Genomic DNA, 22,543 nt, shown 5'->3' on the forward strand with positions numbered 1-22,543 from the left:
TCAGGCGTAGCGCCGCATCATCGACTCGCAGAAATCGGTGAACTCCTGCGTATCCTGCGGCGGACTGGTGTGATGCGGTCGCACGCCCTTGCACTCGGGCGTGAAGCAGAAGGTCACGGTCAGGTCGAAGCCGTCCAGCGCCGTCATCATCCGGTCGAACCAGCGTTCGGAATCCGGCCGCAGATGGTCGGCCCAGCTGAGCCCCGTACGCAGCCGGCGCACGCCCAATCGGCGCAGCCATGCCACTGCCGAATCCAGCCGGTGGTCCTCGAAGTGGAACCACTGGCAGATCCCCATCTCCGGCGTGTATTCGGTGAACTGCTGCAAGGCCAGCTTGGGCGTTCCGTCCTCACGGAGCAGTCCCATGTAGAAATGCCGGTAGTACGACGATCCTTCCGCCTCACGATGCCGTGTCGTCGCCTCCCATGCACGCGGCAGGTCATAGAGGCTGTACCAGTGGATGCGGTCGACGCGCCCGCACAGCAGCTCGGCGGTACGGCGCAACCCGAATTCCTGCACCTCTTCCGCGCCGAAGCTCGACACGCCGACTTCCGTCACCCAGACGGGCAACTGCGTCACGGCCTCGATATCGGCCACGCGCTCGCGCCACTCGTGGATCGGCCACAGGTTCCAGTCGAGCGGGAACCCGTGCACGGCGACGGCGTCCAGGTCCTGCAGCGCGTCGAACTCCTGCAAGCGCGTCATGAAGTGCGGATCGATCGGCGAGATGCCGCCGAGCACGCGCGTCACCTGCGGGCTCTGCGCCTTCACCGCCTGCGCGGCGGTCCGCACCATCTGCGCATACAGCCGCCACTCGGGATCGACCTCCATGTCCCAGTGCGACTTGTTGTTGGGCTCGTTCCAGAAGGTGACGGCTTCGATCATCGCACCGCTTCCACCGGTTCCTCGTAGTAGTCCAGGCCCAGATGCGTGATCAGGTCCTCGCCCATCATGTGCCGCAGCGTGTTTTGCAGCTTGATGAGCTGCCGGAAGATGTCGTGCTCGGGCCGCAGTCCCGGTGCGGTCTGCGGCGACTTGAAATAGAACGACAGCCACTCCTGGATGCCCGACATGCCGGCGCGTTTGGCGAGATCGGCGAACAGCGCCAGGTCCAGCACGATGGGCGCGGCGAGTATCGAGTCGCGGCACAGGAAGTTGATCTTGATCTGCATCGGATAGCCCAGCCATCCGAAGATGTCGATGTTGTCCCAGCTTTCCTTGTTGTCGCCATGCGGCGGGTAATAGTTGATGCGGACCTTGTGATACAGGTCGCCGTAGAGCTCGGGGCTCAGGTCCGGGCGCAGGATGTCCTCCAGCACGCTCAGCTTGGAGACTTCCTTGGTGCGGAAGTTGTCGGGGTGGTCCAGCACCAGTCCGTCGCGATTGCCCAGGATGTTGGACGAAAACCATCCGCGGATGCCCAGCGCGCGCGCCTGCAGACCGGGCGCCAGGATGGTCTTCATCAGCGTCTGTCCGGTCTTGAAGTCCTTGCCGCCAATCGGCGTGCCGGTCAACGCGGCCAGCTCGATCAATGCCGGCACGTCACAGGTCAGGTTCGGCGCACCGTTGACGAATGGAATGCCCTGCGAGATCGCGGCGTAGGCGTAGATCATCGACGGCGCGATGGCCGGGTGGTCCTCGCGCAGGCCCTGCAGGAAATCGTCCAGCGTGGCGTGCACGTCGCACGGCTGGATGTACTTCTCCGTCGACCCGCACCACACCATCACCATGCGCGCGCAGTCGTGGGTGTCGCGGAAGCGGCTCAGATCGTCGATGACCGCTTCGGCCATGGCCATCTTGCCGGAGGCACGCTTGACGTGGTGACCGTCGAGGTTCGGCACGCAGGCCTGGTCGAAGACGGCCTCCATCGGGCGAATCGCTTCGAGTTCCGATCGCACCGACTCCAGGATCGGCGCATCCAGCACGCGTGCATTGCGCGCCGCTTCGTACACGTTGTCCTCGTAGACGTCCCAGCCGCCGAAGACGACGTCGTCCAGGTGCGCGAGCGGAACGAAGTCGCGGATGTAGGGGCAGCGGTTCTCGGTGCGCTTGCCCAGGCGGATGCGACCCATCTGCGTCAGCGAACCGATCGGCTGCGCGCCGTGCTTGCGGATCGCTTCCACGCCGGCGATGAAGGTCGTCGCCACTGCGCCCAGGCCGGGCATCACGATGCCGAGCTTTCCCCGCGCGGGTGCCATGTCGCTTCGCATGCGTGTGTTCGTGCTCACGCATGCAGCATGTCCGTGCGTGGGTATGCCAACCGTGAAATGGACGTTCAGGGAAGTTGGCTTTGTGGATGCACTGTCGAACTTCATCGCCCCGCTGCATCGGAACATCATGCGAACGCGCGCAAGGCTCCGAGCAACGTATCGCCACGCCGCGAACAAGGAAGAAGAGGAAGAAGAAGCGAGCTAGGCGGAAGAAGATGATGATGAAGATGCGTTCACGCACATCGGAGACGTGACCGCCGCGCCGGGGGCGGCATCGTGTCGTCCATTCGTCGACCGGTGCGATGCCGGCGCTGCCCTTGGGCGCCGACCATGGCACCGAAAACAAAAAACCCGCGCTATGCGCGGGTTTTTCATGTCTGCTGCGGCCGGAGCCATCAGCGTGTATCAGTTGGTGCCCAGGAGAGGACTCGAACCTCCACGGTTTTACCCGCTAGTACCTGAAACTAGTGCGTCTACCAATTCCGCCACCTGGGCATCGCTACGGGTTTCGCCGTGCGAGGCCGCGTATGTTGCGGTGCGCGGCGCACGTTGTCAACGGCCCGTGACAAACATTTTTACCATCCCTTAATCGGCACACGCCCGCGGCCATTCCCGTGGGCTGACCCTACTCAAGGCGCCGCCCGACCCGCCGCCACACACTGCCAGCCGGTTGCCGCCGCCGCGGATCAGGGCTATGTTCCGCGGACATCACGAGAACGGCGGGCGACGCACCCGGTGCGTCGCCCGCACTGCTTTGGAGACCCGCATGTCCGAACCGACACCACCGCCCCTGCTCATGTCCCGACTGGACGTGGAGCGCATCGAAGCGCTGCTGGAACAGCCGCTGGCGCAGGGCATCGACACCACCGCGCTGGAGGCCGAACTGGAACGCGCCGAGGTGGTGGAGCCGGCGCAGATGCCGGCCGACGTGATCACCATGAACTCCACCGCCCGCTTCCTCGACGAAACCAGCGGCGAGGAGCACGAGATGACCCTGGTCTACCCGCGCGACGCCGACGGCAGCCCGCACAAGGTGTCGATCCTGGCCCCCGTGGGCAGCGCCCTGCTCGGCCTGCGGGTCGGCGGCTCCATCGAATGGCCCGTGCCCGGCGGTCGCACGATCCGCCTGCGCGTGCTCTCCATCCGCTACCAGCCCGAGTCCTCCGGCGAACTCCATCGCTGAGACGCTGGTCCGCTTCCGGACCTCGCGTGGCGCCGCCGCCGGACCAGGGCGCGCGGCCGTTTAGAATCGTCCCGATCCACTTCGAACGCATCACTGCATGAACGACACCGTACGTCCGGTCTTCCACGGCTTCGAGCAGATCCCGCTGCGCGAGTACGCCGAGCGCGCCTATCTCGACTACTCGATGTACGTGGTGCTCGACCGCGCCCTGCCCTTCCTGGGCGACGGCCTGAAGCCGGTGCAGCGCCGCATCATCTACTCGATGAGCGAGCTGGGCCTGAACGCGGCCGCCAAGCCCAAGAAGTCCGCGCGCACCGTCGGCGACGTGATCGGCAAATACCACCCTCACGGCGACAGCGCCTGCTACGAGGCTATGGTGCTGATGGCGCAGCCGTTCTCGTACCGCTATCCGCTGATCGAGGGCCAGGGCAATTTCGGTTCGTCGGACGACCCCAAGTCGTTCGCGGCCATGCGCTACACCGAGGCCAAGCTGACGCCCATCGCCGAGGTCCTTCTGGGGGAACTCGGCCAGGGCACGGTGGACTGGTCGCCCAATTTCGACGGCACGCTGGAAGAGCCCAGCTGGATGCCGGCGCGCCTGCCGCACCTGCTGCTCAACGGCACCACGGGCATCGCGGTGGGCATGGCCACCGACGTGCCGCCGCACAACCTCAATGAAGTGGTCAGCGCCTGCGTCCGCCTTCTGGACGACCCGGATGCGACCACGCGCGACCTGTGCGAGCACGTGCGCGGCCCGGACTACCCGACCACGGCAGAGATCATCACGCCTGCGGCGGACCTGCAGCAGATGTACGAGACCGGCCTGGGCAGCGTGCGCGCCCGCGCCGTGTACGTGAAGGACGGCGGCAACCTGGTCATCACCGCGCTGCCGTACCAGACTTCGCCGGGCAAGGTGATCGAGCAGATCGCCACGCAGATGCGCGCCAAGAAGCTGCCGTGGCTGGAGGACATCCGCGACGAGTCCGACCACGCCAACCCGACCCGCATCGTGCTGGTTCCCCGCAGCAACCGCGTGGATGCCGAACAGCTGATGGGCCACCTGTTCGCCACGACCGACCTTGAAAAGAGCTACCGGGTCAACTTCAACGTGATCGGCCGCGACGGCCGCCCGCAGGTGAAGGGGCTGAAGGCGCTGCTGTCCGAATGGCTGGCGTTCCGCACCGAAACGGTGACGCGCCGCCTGAAGCATCGACTGGAGAAGGTCGAGCGTCGCCTGCACCTGCTGGAAGGTTTGCTGGTCGCCTTCCTCAACCTGGACGAGGTCATCAGGATCATCCGTACCGAGGACGAGCCCAAGCCGGTGCTGATGAAGCGGTTCAAGCTCACCGAGGAGCAGACGGACTACATCCTCGAGACCCGGCTGCGCCAGCTCGCGCGCCTGGAGGAGATGAAGATCCGCGGCGAGGAAGACGAGCTCAAGGCCGAACGCGAACGCATCATCGCCACGCTGGACAGCAAGGCCAAGCTGAAGAAGCTGATCAAGGACGAACTGCTGGCCGACGCGAAGAAGTTCGGCGACGCGCGTCGTTCGCCGCTGGTCGCACGCGAGGCCGCGCAGGCGCTGAGCGAGACCGAACTGGTCGCCAGCGAGCCGATGACCGTGGTCATCAGCGAGAAGGGCTGGGTGCGCGCGGCCAAGGGCCACGACGTCGACCCCGCATCGCTGAGCTATCGCGAGGGCGACGAACTGCTCGCCGCGGTGCGCAGCCGCAGCACGCAGCAGGTGGCGTTCCTGGATTCCACCGGCCGCGCCTACTCGACCGTGGTGCATTCGCTGCCGTCGGCGCGTGGCAACGGCGAGCCGCTTACCGGTCGCTTCTCGCCTGCGCCGGGAGCCTCGTTCCAGGCGCTGGCCAGCGGCGACAACGATACGCGTTTCGTGCTGGCCTCCAGCCACGGCTACGGCTTCGTCACCCGCTTCGAGAACCTCACCGGCCGCAACAAGGCGGGCAAGGCCATGCTCTCGCTGACGCCGGGCGCGAAGGTGGTGCAGCCCGCGCCCGTGGCGAACGTCGAACAGGACCGCATCGCCGTGGTTACCAATGTCGGCCATTTGCTGGTGTTCCCGGTCGGCGAGCTGCCCGAGCTCGACAAGGGCAAGGGCAACAAGCTCATCGACATCCCCAAGGCCAAGCTGGGCACCGAACGCGTGGTCGCCGTCGCCGTGGTGTCGCCGGGCGGCACGCTGGTCGTGAAGTCGGGCGCGCGCACCATGTCCCTGCCCTTCAAGGACTTGGACACGTACCTCGGCACCCGCGCCACCCGTGGTGGCCTGCTGCCGCGTGGCTGGCAGAAGGTCGAAGGGCTGGCGGTGGAGTAATCCATCGTCATTCCAGCGAAAGCTGGAATCCATTTCGGAAGTGTCGGCCGCCTATCGTCGTCATTCCAGGCGAAAACTGGAATCCATCCGATCTGAGCATCAGCCGCCGCTCACGGGGGCAGAATCAAGATGGATCCCGGCTTTCGCCGGGATGACGGTGATACGCCGGCGTAACAGCACAATCGACGGATTCGCGCATGCAACCCGAGTTCTGGCACCAGCACTGGCAGGACAACCAGATCGGCTTCCATCAGGACGCGCCGACGCCGCTGATGCTCAAGCACTGGCCTTCGTTGCAGGTGTCGACCGAGGCGCGCGTGTTCGTGCCGCTGGCCGGCAAGACGCACGACATGGCTTGGTTCGCAGCGCAGGGTTATCGCGTGCTGGGCGTGGAGCTGTCGCGGATCGCAGTGGAGGCGTTCTTCGCCGAACACCGGCTCACGCCATCGGTGCGCGAGTCGCGTTACGGCCGTCATTACGAGGCCGGCAACATCGAACTGATCTGCGGCGACGCGTTCGCGCTGGACGAGGACGCATTGGGCGACTGTGCCGCCGTGTTCGACCGTGCTGCGCTCATAGCGCTGCCGCCCGACCTGCGACGTCGTTACGCACGCGAGTTGTACGCGCGCCTGCCACGGGAATGTCGTGGTCTGCTGATCACGCTGGAATATCCGCAGCACGAGAAGGCAGGCCCGCCCTTCAGCGTGATCGAAGACGAAGTGCGCGCCCTCTACGGACACGACTGGGACGTCACGATGCTGGAGCGCCGCGACATCCTGCAGGCGCAGCCGAAGTTCATCGAAGAAGGCGTGACTGCGCTGCACACGACGGTGTACCGGCTGAGTCGTCGAGGCTGATCGCTGTTGCTTTCGTAGCCCGGGCAAGCGAAGCGCACCCGGGAACAGGACGACAACCCGGGTGCGCTTCGCTTACCCGGGCTACGGCATTCATCGCGGCTGCCGCAGGCGGGCCAGAGACCGGCCCGTGCAACGATCACTCCGCCGACGGTTTCTGCGCCAGTCGCGCCGTCAGGTAGTTCTGGATGCCCAAGCGCCGGATCAGGCCGAGCTGCTGCTCCAGCCAGTGCGCGTGGTCTTCCTCGGTGTCCTGCAGTTGCGCGCGCAGGATGTCGCGGCTGACGAAATCGCCGTGGTGCTCGCACAGCGCGATGCCCTGCGCCAGGGCGCCGCGCACCTGGTATTCGACCTCCAGGTCGCGCTGCAGCATCTCCTCGACCGTGTAGCCGGCCACGAACGACTCCGGCCGCATATCCGGATCGCCTTCGAGGAACAGGATGCGGCGCAGCAACGCGTCGGCGTGCTCGGTCTCTTCCTGCATCTCGTGGTCCAGCCGCTCGTAGAGCGCATGCAGGCCCATGTCCTCGTAGCGGCGCGAGTGGATGAAATACTGGTCGCGCGCGGCCAGTTCGCCACGCAGCAGCTGCTTCAGGTATTCGACGACTTCCGGATGGCCTTTCATGGGGGAACCTCCTTGCCAGGCGCATAGGGTGCCCGAACGCGACGAACCGCGTTCTAATCGGAATCAGTCGCAGTTGCAGTCGCGGGCAGCGTCGCCGCCTGTTCGCAGATCAGGCCTTCGCTGCGGCCAGCAGCCCTTGGGCAATCGTCTCCGGCGTGGTGCGCAGGACACTCGGGTTCACCTGCATCGCGAACTCGCCCGTTTCCGGATTGGGGCGGGGCAGCAGCACGCCCTGCTGCCGCGCACGCTCGCGTACCGCCGCGGCATCGGCGTCCGTCACCGAGAGGAAGAACCGGCTGGTGCCCATGGGCACCTTGCGGACCTTGAAGCGACGATCGGTCCTGAGCAACGCGAGGACACGGTCCGTTGCCTGCCAGGCCCGCGCGTAGTCGGCCTCATAGCTGTCGACGAACTGCATGGCCACCGCTGCCGTCGGCCACGCCTGCGGCAGCGATCCGCCGAACATGCGACGCGTGTGATACAGGCCTTCGATGAACGACGCATCGCCGGCGAGGATCGCGCCGGAGGCGCCGTTGAAGTGCTTCCACACCGAGACGAGCACCGTGTCGAACAAGGCGGCGTACTCCTGCACGCCGTGGCCGGAGTGGTACGGCAGGTTGAAAAGCCGCGCGCCGTCCAGGTGCAGGCGGATGCCCTGCTCGCGCGCATAGCCACACACATGCTGCAGCTGCGCGAAGTCGACCATCTCGTGGTCGCGCCGGCGCACCGGCGATTCGATCGACAGCACGCCGACCCTCATCGGCACGCGACCGCTGGCCGATAGTTCCACCCAACGCTGCACGTCGCCAAGCGCGACCGTGCTGCGTCCTTCCACCAGCGGGATGAGATTGAGGTTGCTCAGCACCTCGCCGGCGTCGCCGCTGTCCGCGTAGAAATGGCTCTCCGCCTGCACCAGCACGCGCCGGTCCTGGCCCGCTAGCTTGCGCAGCGCGATGTGGTTGGCCAGCGTGCCGGTCGGCACGAACATCGCCGCCTGCTTGCCGAGCTTGCGTGCGAAGGCCTGTTCCAGCTCTTCGATGACGCCGCCGTTGGAATAGTTGTCGCCGGGCAGGTCGCGCTGTGTCGTCGCGTCGTGCAACAGCGTGGCGTACTCGCGCGGCGACAGACCCAGCCCATCGTGGATGAAGTTGACCTCGCGGAACAAGCCGGGGTCCGCAGTGGTGCCAGCGCCGTCGGAAGCGCTTCGTGCCAATACCGGCGATGCAGCTGTCAAACCACCCACGGCCAGGAACTGGCGACGGTCCATCGGCGCATCCTCACTGTTGTCGGAGCGCCAAAGTTACCTGTCCCAGCGGGCCATTGCATTGGCCGTCTGCCATACGCCATGCGACTGGAGGAACGCACGCAGGGACTCGTGTCCACGGAACACACAGGAACGCAGGCCCATCGCCTGCGCGACCGACACGTTGCGCGGCGAATCGTCGACATACAGGGCTTCGTCGGCCGCCACGCCAGCCATGGAGAGCGCCGCCTCGAACATCGCCGCGTCGGGCTTGGCGCTGCCCACCGCACTGGAATTGGCGATGGCGTGGAAGAAGCCGTCCAACCCCAGTTGTGCCATGTCCTGCGGCAACCGCGTGGTGGCATTGGTCACCAGCACCAGCCGCAGCCCGTTGCGGCATTGGGCGAGGATCTCGTGCACGCGGGGATCGAGCGCGCCAGCCGGCGTGGACCATTCGGCAACCGCGGCGCCGACATCGGCGGAACCGTGTGCCATCAGCAGTCGCGCGACGATTTCCTGCCGCCACGCTTCATCACTGATCGCTCCGGTGATGGCGCGCGCGAGCAGTGCAGGCTCGAAGGCAGCCGCGCGGATCGCGCCCATGGGCAGGCCATGGGCGCGTTCGATGATCCAGTCGTTCTCCGGCCAACGGCGGAGCACGCCGTCGAAGTCCACCAGCAACGCGCGCGGCGCCGGACGCATGTCGGTCATGTGTGCATTCTGGCGTAACGCGCGGACTCGATCACGCCAGCGCGGCCTGATGCACGCCCGCGACCGCGCGTCCCGACGGGTCGGCCATGCTCGCGAACGCCGCGTCCCATGCGATGGCCGCCGGCGACGAGCACGCGATCGACTTGCCGCCCGGCACGGTTTCCGCGCAAGCCACGCCCGGGAACAGCTGCTCGAACACGTGTCGGTAGTAGTACGCCTCCTTGGTCTGCGGCGGGTTGACCGGGAACCGGCTCGCCGCGGCGGCGAACACGCGATCGCTGATCTGCGTCTCCGCGTGCGCCTTCAGCCCGTCGATCCATCCATAACCCACGCCGTCGCTGAACTGCTCCTTCTGCCGCCACAGGATCGAATCCGGCAGATAGCCTTCGAACGCCTCGCGCAGCACGGCCTTTTCGATGCGGCGCGATCCGTCCGGTCCCACGCGCACCATCTTCTGCGCCGCATCCATGCGCATTGCGACATCCAGGAATTCCACGTCCAGGAACGGCACACGTGGCTCGACGCCCCAGGCCATCATCGACTTGTTGGCGCGCAGGCAGTCGTAGTTGTGCAACGCATCGAGCTTGCGGATGGTCTCGTCGTGGAATTCGTGCGCGTTCGGTGCCTTGTGGAAATACAGGTATCCACCGAACACCTCGTCGCTGCCCTCGCCCGACAGCACCATCTTCACGCCCATGGCCTTGATGCGCCGCGCCAGCAGGAACATCGGCGTGGACGCGCGGATGGTGGTGACGTCGTAGGTTTCGACATGGCGGATCACCTCCGGCAGGGCATCCAGGCCTTCCTCGAAGGTGTAGGTGAAACCGTGATGCACGGTACCCAGCGCCTTGGCGGCGATTTCGGCGGCGGCCAGGTCGGGCGATCCTTCCAGCCCGATGGCGAACGAATGCAGGCGCGGCCACCACGCCTCCGTCGCGTCGTCATCCTCGATTCGCTTGCGGGCAAAACGCGCCGCCACGGCCGCAACCAGCGACGAGTCCAGCCCGCCCGACAACAGCACGCCATAGGGCACGTCGCTCATCAGCTGCCGGTGCACCGCACGCTCGAACGCTTCGCGCAATTCCTGCTTCGACACTTCCACGCCGCGGGTCGCTTCGTAATCCCGCCAAGGACGCACGTAGTACCTCACCAGCTCGCCCGAGGCGCTGTCGTAGAAGTGGCCCGGCGGGAACTGCGCGACGTCGGCGCACACGTCGACCAGTGCCTTCATCTCGGACGCGACGCACAGGCGGCCGTGATCGTCATGACCCCAGTACAGCGGACACACACCGATGGGATCGCGCGCGATGAGGACGCGGCGCTTCGTCCGGTCCCACAAGGCGAAGGCGAAGATGCCGTTGAGTTCGTCCAGCCAGCCCGCCACGTCGTCACGCTGGCGGTACAGCGCGTTGATCACCTCGCAGTCGGAACCGGTCTGGAATTCGTACGGCTGCGCGAGCTGCTGCTTGAGCTCCCGATGGTTGTAGATCTCGCCGTTGACGGCCAGCACCAGTTCGCCGTCGGCCGAGCGCAGCGGTTGCGAACCGCCGGCCGGGTCGACGATGGCCAGTCGCTCGTGCACGAGGATCGCGCCGTCGTCCAGATGCACGCCACTCCAGTCGGGGCCGCGATGTCGCTGGCGTTGCGACAGTTCCAGCGCACGCCTTCGCAGCGTGTGCGTGTCGTCGCCGGGTTGAAGGCCGAAGATGCCGAGGATGGAACACATGTCGATGACTCCAGGTTGGTGGTTTTCTTGGGATGTCCGGCCATGGATGACCGGGCTCTTGTTCAGGGACGGACAAACGAAAAAGCCCGCGCTTTTGGCGCGGGCTTCGTGAGCGATTTGCGGTCGTTTACAACGCGCGCTAATCGCCGGCCCGCGGGAGGCTGGCGTTATTGCGATTGTTGTTGTTCGCGACGTTGATGGCCTGGCCGGGCACGGCCATGCGACCGCGCAGGGCGGTGGCGTGGCGGACGGCGGTCAGGTCGGAGGTCATGGCCCGATCCTGCTTGAGCTTCCGGCCACTTGCAAGCGTTTCATGCGAAACGAATCCGCCATGCCCGTCCGCGGCGCTCGCGGCGAGCAGGTAAAGTCGGCCCCGGGGAGGACTCTTCATGGCGAAATGGATCAAGCGCGGGCTGATCGGCCTGCTGGTGGTGCTGCTGGTCGCGGTGGCGGCCGTCTGGTGGTTGCTGCGCGGCAGCCTGCCGCCGCTGCAGGGCGAACTGGCCCTGCCCGGCCTGTCGGCACCCGTCACCCTCCAGCGCGACGCACTGGGCACGGTAACCGTGGAAGCGGCCAACGAGAACGACGCAATGCGTGCGCTCGGCTACGTGCACGCGCAGGAGCGGTACTTCGAGATGGACCTGCTGCGGCGCACCGCCGCGGGCGAATTGGCGGCCCTGTTCGGCCCGGTCGCGATCGGCGTGGACAAGGAGCATCGCGTGCACCGCATGCGTGCACGCGTCAGACAGGACATGGACGCGATCCTCGGCGACAAGCGCGTCATGGCGCAGGCATACGTGGACGGCGTCAACGCCGGTCTCTCCGGACTGAAAACGCGACCGTGGCCATACCTGCTGCTGCGCACGCAACCCGAGCCCTGGACGCTGGCCGATTCGGCGCTGGCCGGCTATGCGATGTACTTCGACCTGCAGGATTCGACGAACAAGCGCGAACTGGCGATGTGGCGCCTGCGTCCGCACCTGCCGCCCGCGCTGTACGCATTGCTCGCGCACGACGGCACCCGCTGGGATGCACCGCTGGCCGGGCGGCCGCGCGGCGATGCGGTCCTGCCGGCGGCGGACGCCGTGGACCTGCGCGCGTTGCCGATGCCGAAGGACGAAACCCCTGCGGCGATTCCCGAGCGCTCCGACGTGGGCAGCAATAATTTCGCCGTGTCGGGCCAGCTGACCCGCGACGGACGCGCCATCGTCGCCGACGACATGCACCTGGGCCTGCGCGCGCCGAACATCTGGTTCCGCGCGCGCCTGCGCTATCCGGATGCGCGCGCACCCGACGGCAAGGTCGACGCCACCGGCTTCACCCTGCCCGGCCTGCCCGCGCTGGTGGTCGGCAGCAACGGGCACATCGCCTGGGGCTTCACCAACAGCTACGGCGACTGGCTGGACTGGCAGCGCGTGCCCGCGTGTGCGCAGCCCGCCTGCCCCGGCGTGACGCGGTCGATCGAGCGCATCGGCGTGGCGGGACAGGACGACGTGGAGTTCCCGGTCGAGGAAACGTCGTGGGGTCCGATCCTCCATCGGGAGGAAGACGGCAGCGGCCTCGCGTTGCGCTGGATCGCGCAGCTGCCGGGCTCGATGAACCTGGGTCTGGCGGACTTCCTCCACGCCCATTCGCTGGACGATGCGCTGCCGATGGCCGACCGGACCGCGATCCCGGGGCAGAACCTCGCCATCGGCGACAGCCAGGGTCGCGTGACGTGGCGCCTGTTGGGTCCGGTCCCGCTGCGCCAGAGCACGTGCAGCGCCGGCACGGTGATGGACGCGGGCACTTGCCCGCCGTGGTCGCTGACCACGGCGTCGGGCGTGGCACTGCCAGTGGGCAGCGTGCAACGCGTCTGGACCGCGAACACGCGCGTGGTTGAAGGCGCGCTGCTCGCGCAGGTCGGCGATGGCGGTTACGCGAACGGCGCGCGCGCGATGCAGATCCGCAACGGCCTGTTCGCGAAGCAGCAGTTCACCGAACGCGACCTGCTGGCAATCCAGCTGGACGATCGTGCGCTGTTCCTGCAGCCGTGGTGGCAGTTGCTGCGCGAACGCGATGCCGCGGCATCAACACCGGCACTGCACGCACTCGCCGTGGCGGCCACGCAATGGGAGAACCGCGCCAGTGCCGAATCGGTGAGCTACCGCATCGTGCGCGCCTGGCGTCTGGCAGTGCACGATCGCCTGCTCGACGGACTCACCGCGCCGGCGCAGGCCGCGCTCGGCGACGGGTTCGACATGCCCAACCTCTCGCACTTCGAAGGCGTCGCCTGGCCGCTGGTGACGCAGCGCCCTGCGCATTTGCTGCCGCGGCGTTTCGCGTCGTGGGAGGCGCTGTTCGAAGATGCCGCGCGCGAAGTGCGCGACGAGCTGAAACAATTGGGCCCGCTGAATGCGCGCACCTGGGGCGAGCGGAATACTGCGAAGATCTGCCACCCGCTGTCCCGCGCGATGCCCAGCTTCCTCAAACCCTCGCTCTGCATGCCCGGCGACCAGTTGCCAGGCGACAGCGGAATGCCACGCGTGCAGGGACCGGATTTCGGCGCATCGGAACGCATGGTGGTCTCGCCCGGCCACGAGGCCGACGGCATCACCCACATGCCGGGCGGGCAAAGCGGCCATCCGCTGTCGCCGTTCTGGGGCGCCGGTCACGACGACTGGGTACACGGGCGGCCCACGCCATTCCTGCCAGGCAAGCCGGAGTACACGTTGCGGCTGGCGCCGGAGGGGAAGTGAGACTTGGATCAGAGCGGGGGGCGGCACGCGAATATCGAGCCCTCGCGAAATCGTGATCAGAACTTTAGTGCTGCGTTCTTCTATCCAATACTGCTGCCGCCCAGCCTGAGTCGAAAGCATGAACGAACATTGATCCCCGATTTCGCGGGGATGACGCGCGAAAGCACATATCCCGCCTGCGTCGTAGCACTGTTGCTGTTGAACAGCCAACCGCATCCCAAGCCCTGGAGGGCAGCGCACAGGACGTGCGCTGCTGAGCGCGGAGACAGGATGCCGACTCGCGAAGGCACCGACTTCGTTTCCGGTCGTGGGATTGCTTCGTCGGGGAAGACCCTTTCTTTGGGTTGGCGGAATCAAGTCCCAAGTGCATCACCCCTGGCGGCCTTGAGGTGTTCATAGAACACGACGGCGGGTGATCTCCAGCCCAAGGTGTTGCGTGGCCGATGGTTCATTTCCCACGCCACTTCGCCCAGGGTTCGCCGGGAGTGGATCGACAGGTCGGTGCCCTTGGGGAAGTACTGCCGCAACAGGCCATTGGTGTTCTCGCAGATGCCGCGTTGCCAGGGGCTGTGCGGATCGGCGAAGTAGATCTTCAGGCCCGTGCTGGCGGCCAATTGGCGATGCAGGGCCATTTCCTTGCCCTGGTCATAGGTCAGCGTCTGGCGCAATGGCGGCGGCAGCGGAGCGAAGGCGTCGCGAAAGCCCGCCAGTACGCCGTGGGCCGTGGCGTCGCGCAGCGGGACCAGCTTCAGGAACAGGCTGTGGCGGCACACCAGCACCCCGATGGCCGAACGGTTGTGGGGCGCCCACGAGCAGATCGCCTTCCCAGTGCCCAGGCAGGAGCCGCTCGTTGGCTTCCGGCGGACGCAGGTGGATGCTGGGCAGGTCGGGCAGTCGGCCCCGCGCCTCGGGGCCCTGGCCGGTACGCCGGCGGCGGCCGCGTCCCTAGCGCAGCAGTCCGACCAGCTGGCGGCGAAGTTCACCGCGCGGCATGGCGTGGATCGCCGTGTAGATCGTCTCGTGCGACACCTGCAGGTCCCGTCGATGGGAATGGCGGGTTCGCAGTGTGCGGGCCACCTGGGGCGGCGACCAGCGCCGCTGCAGAAGGCGGCAGACGTGCTGCCACAACCCGGTGCCGGGCCGCAGCTTGCGCTGCACGCGCGGCAGGGCACGCAGGCGCCGTGCCCGGGCCCCGGCGCGGGTGGCGTCGTAGCCCCCGGCAATGCGCGGACGCCCCAGCCGGCTGCACTCATGCGCCGCCAGATAGCCATTGCGCCGCAATTCCCGGGCAATGGTGCTCTGCGAACGGTTGAGCGCCAGGGCGATGCTGCGGCCACTGGCCCCCATGGACCTTCATCGCCATGATCGTGCCGCGCTCTTCGGCGCTGAGCTGACTGTATCGGATTCCCATCCACGGCCTTCCTGATCCCAAGTGATGCACTTGAGTCTAGAAACCGCCGTTACTTTTCTTTGGGTCAGCAAAGAAAAGTGACCCGGCCGGCTTTAGACGGACGGAAGCTTTGGATTGCTTCTGACAGCATTACGGTAAAGCATGAAAAGTCCATGGATCCCCGCCTTCGCGGGGATGACGAGCCAAAGCGGCGAGTGAGGGCAAATGGCAGCCAAAGCACGCCGCGATCGTTCCTCTCGCCGCGCGTGGCGAACACGACCGGACAGCAGCCAGAGCCACAACCGCAACCTCAACCTCAACCGCAGCGATCTTCAGCCAACCAGCATCCGCTCGATCAATGCCTGATACAGATCCGGCAGCGCTTCCAGATCCGCCACGCGCACATGCTCATCCACCTTGTGGATGCTCGCGTTGACTGGTCCGATCTCGATGCACTGAGCACCCAATGGCGCGATGAAGCGTGCATCGGACGTGCCGCCGCCGGTGCTCTCTTCCGGCGGCGCTCCTGCGAACGACGCGAGCACGTCGCGTGCCGCGGCACGCAGCGGGCCTTCCGGTGTGTAGAACGGCTCGCCACCGCGGTGCCAGCGCACCTCGTATTCCAGGCCGTGACGCTGCAGCACGGCCTCGCATTCGGCTTCCAGCTGTGCGGCATGCCAGTTGGGGTTGTAGCGCAGGTTGAACAGCACCTGCAGCTCGCCCGGGATCACGTTGTTGGCGCCGGTGCCGGCGTGCACGTTGCTGATCTGCAGGCTGGTGGGCGGGAAGGTCTCGTAGCCTTCGTCCCAGCGCCGCGCGGCGAGTTCGGACAACGCGGGCATTGCCTGGTGGATCGGATTGCGCGCCTTTTCCGGATACGCGACGTGGCCCTGCACGCCGCGCACGGTGAGCGTCGCCGATAGCGTGCCGCGTCGGCCTACGCGCAGCAGATCGCCCAGCACGCGCGTGGAGGACGGCTCGCCGGTGATGCACCAATCGATGCGCTCGCCGCGTTCGCGGAAGAGGTCGGCCACCTTGCGGACGCCATCGATGGCATCGCCCTCTTCATCGGAGGTCAGCAGCAGCGCGACGCGGCCCGCGTGACCGGGATGCACCGCAACGAAGCGCTCCAGCGCGATGACGAACGCGGCCACGCTGCCCTTCATGTCGGCGGCGCCGCGGCCGTACAGCCCACCATCCCGCACTTCGGGCGCAAACGGATCGCTCGACCACGCCTCGCGCGGTCCGGACGGAACGACGTCGGTATGCCCGAGCAACACCAGCGTAGGCCCGTCGGTTCCGTGCACGGCCCACAGGTTGTCGACCTCGCCGAAGCGCAGATGCTCGCAATGGAAGCCTGCGCACGACAGGCGCTGCGCGATCAGGGCCTGGCAGCCGGAATCCTCCGGCGTTACCGACGGGCGCGCGATGAGTTCGCAGGTCAGCTCGAGTACGTCGCTCATGCCAGCTCAGGCGATCCCGAAGCGCTTCTTGAAGCCGTTGTCACTGAAACCCTGGGTGACGGCGCCGTCGTCGGTCACCACCACCGGCCGGCGGATCAGCTGCGGATACTCCTTGAGCAGCAGCTTCCATTCGGCATTAGAACCCGGTGCCTTGCGGTGCTCCGGCAACGTGCGCCAGGTGGTCGACGACTTGTTGATCATCGCGTCCCAGCCGCCAAGCTTTTCCTTCCATTCCACCAGCGTTTCCGGCGACTGCCGCTGGTCGCGGTAGTCAACGAAGGTGTGGCCCACACCGAAGCGGTCGAGCCACTTTCGGGCCTTCTTGCAGGTGTCGCAGTTGTTGAGTCCGTACAGAGTGGTCATGGAACCAGTGGAGAGTGGAGAGGAGTGAGAAAGAGTGTTGGCAAGAGCGAACGGGGTGGGTGGGGTTCGTGAAACAGGAACGGACGAGCCGCGACGCTCCCGCTCGCTCCCCGCTACTCCGCCAACCCGCGCAGCAGGTCATTGATGCTGGTCTTGCTGCGCGTCTTCGCATCGACCTGCTTCACTATCACCGCGCAGTACAGCGAATGCGAGCCGTCCTTCGCCGGCAGCTGGCCGGAGACGACCACGCTGTACGGCGGCACGTAACCGTAGGTGATCTCGCCGGTGGCGCGGTTGTAGATGCGCGTGCTCTGGCCCAGGAACACGCCCATGCCGATCACGCTGTGGTGGCCGACGACCACGCCTTCCACCACTTCCGAACGCGCACCGATGAAGCAATGGTCCTCGATGATCGTCGGGCTGGCCTGCAGCGGTTCGAGCACGCCGCCGATGCCGGCGCCGCCGGACAGGTGGCAATGCTTGCCGACCTGCGCGCATGAACCCACCGTGGCCCAGGTGTCGACCATGGTGCCCTCGCCCACGTGCGCGCCGATGTTGACGAAGCTGGGCATCAGGACCACGTCCTTGCCGATGTGCGAACCGCGGCGCGCCACCGCGCCCGGCACCACGCGCGCGCCGAGCTTGCGGAAATCCGCTTCGCCGTAGCCTTCGAAGCGAGCCGGCACCTTGTCCCAGTACGGGGCGGGGTAACCGTCCACGACCTGCATGTCGTTGACGCGGAAGTACAGCAGTACGGCCTTCTTGAGCCATTCGTTGACGGTCCAGCCGCCCTTGCCGTCGGGTTCGGCGACGCGGAACTCGCCCGTTTCCAGGCCGGAGATCACCCGTTCCACCGTCGGCCGCGTCGAACCTTCGATCTCGTCCAGCGTGAGCATCGCGCGACGCTCGAATGCGCTGTCGACCATGAACTTCAGCTCTTCGGCACCCGGCGCCTTCGGCACGACCTTCTTGCGCGCGGTCTTGCGGACGGTCTTCTTCTGCAAACTCATTCAACACTCTCCTTCGAGGCTGGCCAGCAACGCGTCGCGCAGGGCCTGCTGTTGCGTTTCGTCGAGCGCACTGTCGCGCCCGTCGTGATGGGGATGGGTAATCTGGAACACGTCCTCGGCGCGCTCGCCGAACGTCGCGATGCGTGCGTCGTGCACGCGCAGGCGCTGGCTGCGGATCACGTGCGTCACGTCGGCCAGCAGGCCGGGACGGTCCGTGCACACCAGGCTGAGCATCGTACGTGGGTGCCCGCCTTCCTCGATCGTGTCGAAACCGATCTGCGGCGCGATGCGGAAATGCCTGAGGTGGCGCGGCTGTGCGCGGCGCGCGGGACGGATGCGGTCGAGGTCGCAGGCCAGCGCGGACGCAAGCCGATGTTCCACCTCGTCGATCGACGGCGGGCAGCGCGGGTCGATGGGCACCACCTCGAAGCTGTCGAACACCATGCCATTGGGACCGTCGAGGACGCGCGCCTGCTGGATTGCCAGGCCCAGTCGGTCGAGCGTGGCGACGATGGCGGCGAACAGGCCGTCGCGGTCCGGCGAATGCACGAATACTTCCATCGCACCGGCGCCATCGCCCAGCGCACGTGCACGCACGCGCGTCTCGCCCACGGCCACGCCGCGCAGCGAGGCCGCCTGCCATGCGATCTGGTCGGGCCGTCCGCGCTGGAAGCCGATCTCCGGCATGCGCGCATACAGCGCGTCGACCTCGTCGTTCCCGAAGCCCAGCGTTGCGAGCATCGCGCGTGCCGCATCGCGGGTTTCGTTGGCGCGCTCCGCTCCCGCGACCGGATGTTCCAGGCCACGACGCAGCGCCAGGCGCGTCGCCGTGTACAGGTCCGCCAGCAGGCGATCCTTCCACGCGTTCCAGAGTTTCGGAGACGTGCCGGCGATGTCGGCGCAGGTCAGCAGGTACAGATGATCGAGCCGTTCGCGATCGGCGACCTTGCCGGCGAAGCGGTGGATGACCTCCGGATCGGCGATGTCCTGCTTCTGCGCGGTCACCGACATCAGCAGGTGCTGGCGCACCAGCCATTCCACCAGCGACGTGTCGGCCTGCGACAGGCCCATCGTGCTGCAGAAGATGCGTGCGTCCTCGGCCCCGAGTTCGGAATGGTCGCCACCGCGACCCTTGCCGATGTCGTGGAACAGGCCGGCCAGCAACAGCAGCTCCGGCTTGCGCAGGCGCGGCCACACCTCGTGCGCCATGCTGAAGCGTTCGTCGGCGATGCCCGACGCGAAACGCGCCAGGTTGCGCAGCACCGCCAGCGTGTGCTGGTCGACCGTGAACACATGGAACAGGTCGAACTGCATGCGCCCGGACACCTTGGCGAACGCCGGAATCCAGCGTCCGAGCACGCCCAGCCTTGCCATGCGTTCGAGTGCGTGGACGGGATGCGGCCCGCGCAACAGCGACATGAAGCGGTCGCGCAACGGTTGCTCCGCCTGCTGGAAGGCCGGCACCCGCGACAACGACTCGGCCAGCGCGCGTGCCGTCTGCGAATGCAGCCCGCGCACGGCATCGTGCGAGGCCCACACCGCGAACAGCGCGAATACGTCGAATGCATCGCGCGGCCAGTTCGGGTCGCGCGCGGCCAGGTAATCGCGCCGCAGCTCGAAGGCATGGTCGATGGCGATCGGCGTCGCCTCGCCCTCGATCTGCTCCTCGAAACGCTGCAGCAGCCGCTCGCCGATGCGCAGCACCAGCGCGGCGCTGCGGTAGAAGCCCTGCATCATCTGCTCGACGGCCAGGTTGTCGGCGTTGTCGACGTGGCCCAGACGTTGTGCGAGCAGCTTCTGGTAGTCGAAGCGCAGGCGTTCCTCGCGCTTGCCGGCCACCAGGTGCAGGCCGAAACGAAGGCGCGACAGCGCGCGGCGTTCGCGTTCGAGCGTAGCCAGTTCGTCCGCGCCGAACTGGCCGATGGCCACCAGCGATTCCAGGTCGCCCGTGCCGACGATCCGCAACGCCATCCAGCGCAACGTCTGCACGTCGCGCAGGCCGCCCGGCCCTTCCTTGAGGTTGGGTTCCAGGTTGTCGGCGGTGTCCTCGTAGCGCGCGTGGCGCAGGCGCAGCTCCTCGCGCTTGGCGAGGAAGAACTCGCGTGCCGGCCACACCAGGCTGGGCGCGACGGCCGCCTGCAACGCATGCAGGTGCTCGACCTGCGCGATCAGCGGGCGTGCCTCCAGCATCGCGGTGAGCACGGTGATGTCCGATGCGGCTTCGGTGCATTGCACCGACGAGCGCACGGCGTGACCCACCGGCAGGCCGGCATCCCACAGCAAGGCGACGAACGCCGACAGCGCTTCCGCATGCGCGGCCTGTGCGTCGGGTTCGGCGAGGATCAGCAGGTCGATGTCGGACTGCGGGAAAAGCTCGGCGCGCCCGTAACCGCCGACGGCGAACAACGCGAGCGGCGCACCCGACGGAATGCAGGCGCTCCAGGCGTTGCGCACCTGGGCGTCGATCGCGCCGGCACGCGCCAGCAGCAGGCGGTCGATGTCGGCATTGGGGTCGGCGTCGAACGCCTTGGCCAGCCCCGCATCGACCGTGGCGATGGCTTCGCGGATCGCAGCCGCCCGCCCGGCACCGTCCTGCACCGCCGAAGCTTCATCGACGGCGGACGGAGGAGTCATAGGTCGTTGTCGTCGCCCGGCAGCCGCGTGAGGATTTCCACGCCGTCCTCGGTGACCGCCACGGTGTGTTCCCACTGCGCCGAGAGCTTGCGGTCCTTGGTCACCACGGTCCAACCGTCGGGCAACAGCTTGGTGTGGCGCGCGCCCTCGTTGATCATCGGCTCGATGGTGAAGGTCATGCCTGGCTTCAGCACCAAGCCCTCGCCGGCGCGGCCGTAATGCAGCACCTGCGGGTCCTCGTGGTAGATGCGGCCGATGCCGTGACCGCAGTACTCGCGCACAACGCTGAAGCGCTCGGCCTCGGCGTACTGCTGGATCGCATGGCCGATGTCGCCCAGGGTCGCGCCCGGCTTCACCGTGCGAATGCCGCGGAACATCGCCTCGCGCGTCACGTCTACCAGCCGTTTGGCCATCACCGAGGGCGTGCCGACCACGTACATGCGGCTGGTGTCGCCGTGCCAGCCGTCCTTGATGACGGTGACGTCGATGTTGATGATGTCGCCGTCCTTGAGGACCTTGCCGGGGCTCGGGATGCCGTGGCAGATCACGTTGTTGACCGAGGTGCACACGGTCTTGGGGAAGCCCTTGTAGCCCACGTTGGCCGGAATGGCCTGCTGCACGTTGACGATGTGGTCATGGCAGATGCGGTCCAGTTCCTCGGTCGTCACGCCCGCCTTGACGTGCGGGGCCACGACCTGGAGCACCTCGGCGGCCAGGCGGCCGGCGACGCGCATCTTCTCGATCTCTTCTGGGGTCTTGATGGTGATCGGCATCGGGCCATTATGGGCCAAGCCCGGCCCATTCAGCGTCCACGGGGCCCTCAGGTTGCCCGTAACGGTCTGTTGCGGCTACAATTCCGCGGCTCTGCGGCCGGCCCCGTGCCTGTCGCGCCGCCCACGCCAGGGCGAGAGCATCCGGCTCCCATGCCGGATGCAGGCGAATACACACCCGCAGCCACCCTCCGTGCCGGGGTGCCCATGCCGTCTGGAGCCAAGGCTCCATTACAAGAGACGGCGTCGGTTCGGTCACGGAAGCTGCGGGGAGGCCCAACCCCGGAACCACCGCCCCGGCCCCGCCGCGGCACCGCCATCACCTATCCGGCGGCCGGTTCCACTGCCTGGAGTTACAAGCAATGCCCCAGATCACCATGCGCCAGATGCTGGAAGCCGGCGTCCATTTCGGCCACCAGACCCGCTACTGGAACCCCAAGATGGGTCCGTACATCTTCGGCGCGCGCGGCAAGATCCACATCATCAACCTCGAGAAGACGGTTCCGCTGTTCAACGACGCGATGAACTTCATCTCGGGCATCGCCCAGAAGCGCGGCATGATCCTGTTCCTGGGCACCAAGCGCAGCGCGCGCGAGGCGATCAAGGAAGAGGCCGAGCGTTGCGGCATGCCGTACATGAACCAGCGTTGGCTGGGCGGCACCCTGACCAACTTCCGCACGGTCAAGCAGTCGGTGCAGCGCCTGAAGGAGCTGGAAGCCGCCGAGACCGACGGCACGTTCCAGAAGCTGGTCAAGCACGAAGTGCTGGGCCTGCGCCGTGAACGCGACAAGCTGGAAGCCTCGCTGGGCGGCATCAAGGACATGAACCGCCTGCCCGACGCCCTGTTCGTGATCGACATCGGCCACGAAGACATCGCGATCAAGGAAGCCAAGAAGCTGGGCATCCCGGTCATCGCCGTGGTCGACACCAACTACGATCCGGAGCTTGTGGACTACGCGATCCCGGGCAACGACGACGCCATCCGCGCCGTTCAGCTGTACGCCCGCGCCGCCGCCGACGCCGTGCTGGAAGGCAAGGCCGCTGCGCCGACGCCGGCTGGCGTGCGCGAAGAGGACTTCGCCGAGGCCGCCGAAGGCGAAGAGGCCGGCGACCGCAAGGGTCCGCGCCGCGCCCCGGCCAAGAAGGGCGCCCGCAAGGCCGAAGCGGCCGAGTAAGACCCGCGTCACGCGGCCGCGCCATGCTGCGTGCCCGCATCGACGTCCTGCGCGGGGCCTGTCCGCCCCGCGTCTCCGGAACAGCAAGGCGGGCCCGCGCCCGCCCT

The 22,543-nt window shown here is 67.0% G+C and carries 17 protein-coding genes, 1 tRNA gene and 1 pseudogene; 5 read left to right on the plus strand and 14 right to left on the minus strand.

Features of this window, described 5'->3' with window-relative positions; translation table 11 throughout:
- The 3 genes from VFE83_RS16315 to VFE83_RS16325 all read right to left on the minus strand — a co-directional run bounded on the left by VFE83_RS16315 (window position 1) and on the right by VFE83_RS16325 (window position 2,705).
- Complete coding sequence (locus VFE83_RS16315; protein WP_324908081.1) at window positions 1-885, minus strand: glycosyl hydrolase; 885 nt, start codon at window positions 883-885, stop codon at window positions 1-3.
- Window positions 882-2,210 carry an inositol-3-phosphate synthase gene (locus VFE83_RS16320; protein WP_324908083.1) on the minus strand — a complete coding sequence of 443 codons (1,329 nt, stop codon included), beginning with the start codon at window positions 2,208-2,210 and terminating at the stop codon, window positions 882-884. The genes VFE83_RS16315 and VFE83_RS16320 overlap by 4 nt, the downstream gene beginning before the upstream one ends.
- A 410-nt stretch (window positions 2,211-2,620) precedes the next feature.
- Window positions 2,621-2,705, minus strand: a tRNA-Leu gene (locus VFE83_RS16325).
- 271 nt (window positions 2,706-2,976) lie between these two features.
- Here VFE83_RS16325 and rnk point away from each other — a divergent pair.
- The 3 genes from rnk (at window position 2,977) to VFE83_RS16340 (ending at window position 6,591) form a co-directional block, all read left to right on the plus strand.
- Complete coding sequence (gene rnk / locus VFE83_RS16330) at window positions 2,977-3,393, plus strand: nucleoside diphosphate kinase regulator (protein ID WP_324908085.1); 417 nt, start codon at window positions 2,977-2,979, stop codon at window positions 3,391-3,393.
- Between the two features lie 97 nt (window positions 3,394-3,490).
- Window positions 3,491-5,734, plus strand: a complete 2,244-nt coding sequence (gene parC / locus VFE83_RS16335) for a DNA topoisomerase IV subunit A (RefSeq protein WP_324908087.1) — start codon at window positions 3,491-3,493, stop codon at window positions 5,732-5,734.
- A 197-nt stretch (window positions 5,735-5,931) separates the two neighbouring features.
- The gene (locus VFE83_RS16340) at window positions 5,932-6,591 is read left to right on the plus strand and encodes a thiopurine S-methyltransferase (protein WP_324908089.1); all 660 of its coding nucleotides are present in this window, start codon (window positions 5,932-5,934) and stop codon (window positions 6,589-6,591) included.
- A 136-nt stretch (window positions 6,592-6,727) separates the two neighbouring features.
- On the opposite strand, the gene bfr is transcribed toward VFE83_RS16340, so the two are convergent.
- The 5 genes from bfr to VFE83_RS16365 form a co-directional block, all read right to left on the minus strand.
- Window positions 6,728-7,213, minus strand: a complete 486-nt coding sequence (gene bfr, locus VFE83_RS16345) for a bacterioferritin (RefSeq protein WP_324908091.1) — start codon at window positions 7,211-7,213, stop codon at window positions 6,728-6,730.
- Between the two features lie 109 nt (window positions 7,214-7,322).
- On the minus strand, window positions 7,323-8,480 hold the full coding sequence (locus tag VFE83_RS16350; protein WP_324908093.1) for a threonine aldolase family protein: 1,158 nt from the start codon (window positions 8,478-8,480) through the stop codon (window positions 7,323-7,325).
- 33 nt (window positions 8,481-8,513) lie between these two features.
- The gene (locus VFE83_RS16355) at window positions 8,514-9,167 is read right to left on the minus strand and encodes an HAD-IA family hydrolase (RefSeq protein WP_324908095.1); all 654 of its coding nucleotides are present in this window, start codon (window positions 9,165-9,167) and stop codon (window positions 8,514-8,516) included.
- A 31-nt stretch (window positions 9,168-9,198) separates the two neighbouring features.
- Complete coding sequence (gene asnB / locus VFE83_RS16360; protein ID WP_324908097.1) at window positions 9,199-10,893, minus strand: asparagine synthase B; 1,695 nt, start codon at window positions 10,891-10,893, stop codon at window positions 9,199-9,201.
- Between the two features lie 139 nt (window positions 10,894-11,032).
- Window positions 11,033-11,164, minus strand: coding sequence for a hypothetical protein (locus VFE83_RS16365; RefSeq protein ID WP_324908099.1), 132 nt, complete (start codon window positions 11,162-11,164; stop codon window positions 11,033-11,035).
- A 118-nt stretch (window positions 11,165-11,282) separates the two neighbouring features.
- Here VFE83_RS16365 and VFE83_RS16370 point away from each other — a divergent pair, with 118 nt between their 5' ends.
- Window positions 11,283-13,631: a penicillin acylase family protein gene (locus VFE83_RS16370; protein ID WP_324908101.1), complete on the plus strand. Its 2,349-nt coding sequence runs from the start codon at window positions 11,283-11,285 to the stop codon at window positions 13,629-13,631.
- A 353-nt stretch (window positions 13,632-13,984) separates the two neighbouring features.
- Here VFE83_RS16370 and VFE83_RS16375 read toward each other — a convergent pair.
- The 6 genes and pseudogenes from VFE83_RS16375 to map form a co-directional block, all read right to left on the minus strand.
- A pseudogene (locus VFE83_RS16375) lies at window positions 13,985-15,042 on the minus strand (IS30 family transposase).
- 311 nt (window positions 15,043-15,353) lie between these two features.
- A complete protein-coding gene (gene dapE, locus VFE83_RS16380) occupies window positions 15,354-16,484 on the minus strand; it encodes a succinyl-diaminopimelate desuccinylase (protein ID WP_324908103.1) in 1,131 nt (376 codons plus the stop codon).
- 6 nt (window positions 16,485-16,490) lie between these two features.
- Window positions 16,491-16,847 carry a Spx/MgsR family RNA polymerase-binding regulatory protein gene (locus VFE83_RS16385; RefSeq protein WP_324908105.1) on the minus strand — a complete coding sequence of 119 codons (357 nt, stop codon included), beginning with the start codon at window positions 16,845-16,847 and terminating at the stop codon, window positions 16,491-16,493.
- 113 nt (window positions 16,848-16,960) lie between these two features.
- Window positions 16,961-17,857: a 2,3,4,5-tetrahydropyridine-2,6-dicarboxylate N-succinyltransferase gene (dapD, locus tag VFE83_RS16390; protein WP_324908107.1), complete on the minus strand. Its 897-nt coding sequence runs from the start codon at window positions 17,855-17,857 to the stop codon at window positions 16,961-16,963.
- Window positions 17,858-20,491: a [protein-PII] uridylyltransferase gene (gene glnD, locus VFE83_RS16395; protein WP_324908109.1), complete on the minus strand. Its 2,634-nt coding sequence runs from the start codon at window positions 20,489-20,491 to the stop codon at window positions 17,858-17,860.
- Window positions 20,488-21,264, minus strand: a complete 777-nt coding sequence (gene map / locus VFE83_RS16400) for a type I methionyl aminopeptidase (RefSeq protein ID WP_324908111.1) — start codon at window positions 21,262-21,264, stop codon at window positions 20,488-20,490. Before map ends, glnD begins: the two co-directional genes overlap by 4 nt.
- A 359-nt stretch (window positions 21,265-21,623) precedes the next feature.
- Here map and rpsB point away from each other — a divergent pair, with 359 nt between their 5' ends.
- Entirely contained in the window at window positions 21,624-22,436 is an 813-nt protein-coding gene (rpsB, locus tag VFE83_RS16405; protein ID WP_324908113.1) for a 30S ribosomal protein S2, read from the plus strand.
- Window positions 22,437-22,543 lie beyond the last annotated feature (107 nt).

Origin of the sequence: Lysobacter sp. (genome assembly GCF_035655815.1) — a bacterium.
Taxonomy (GTDB): domain Bacteria; phylum Pseudomonadota; class Gammaproteobacteria; order Xanthomonadales; family Xanthomonadaceae; genus Lysobacter_J.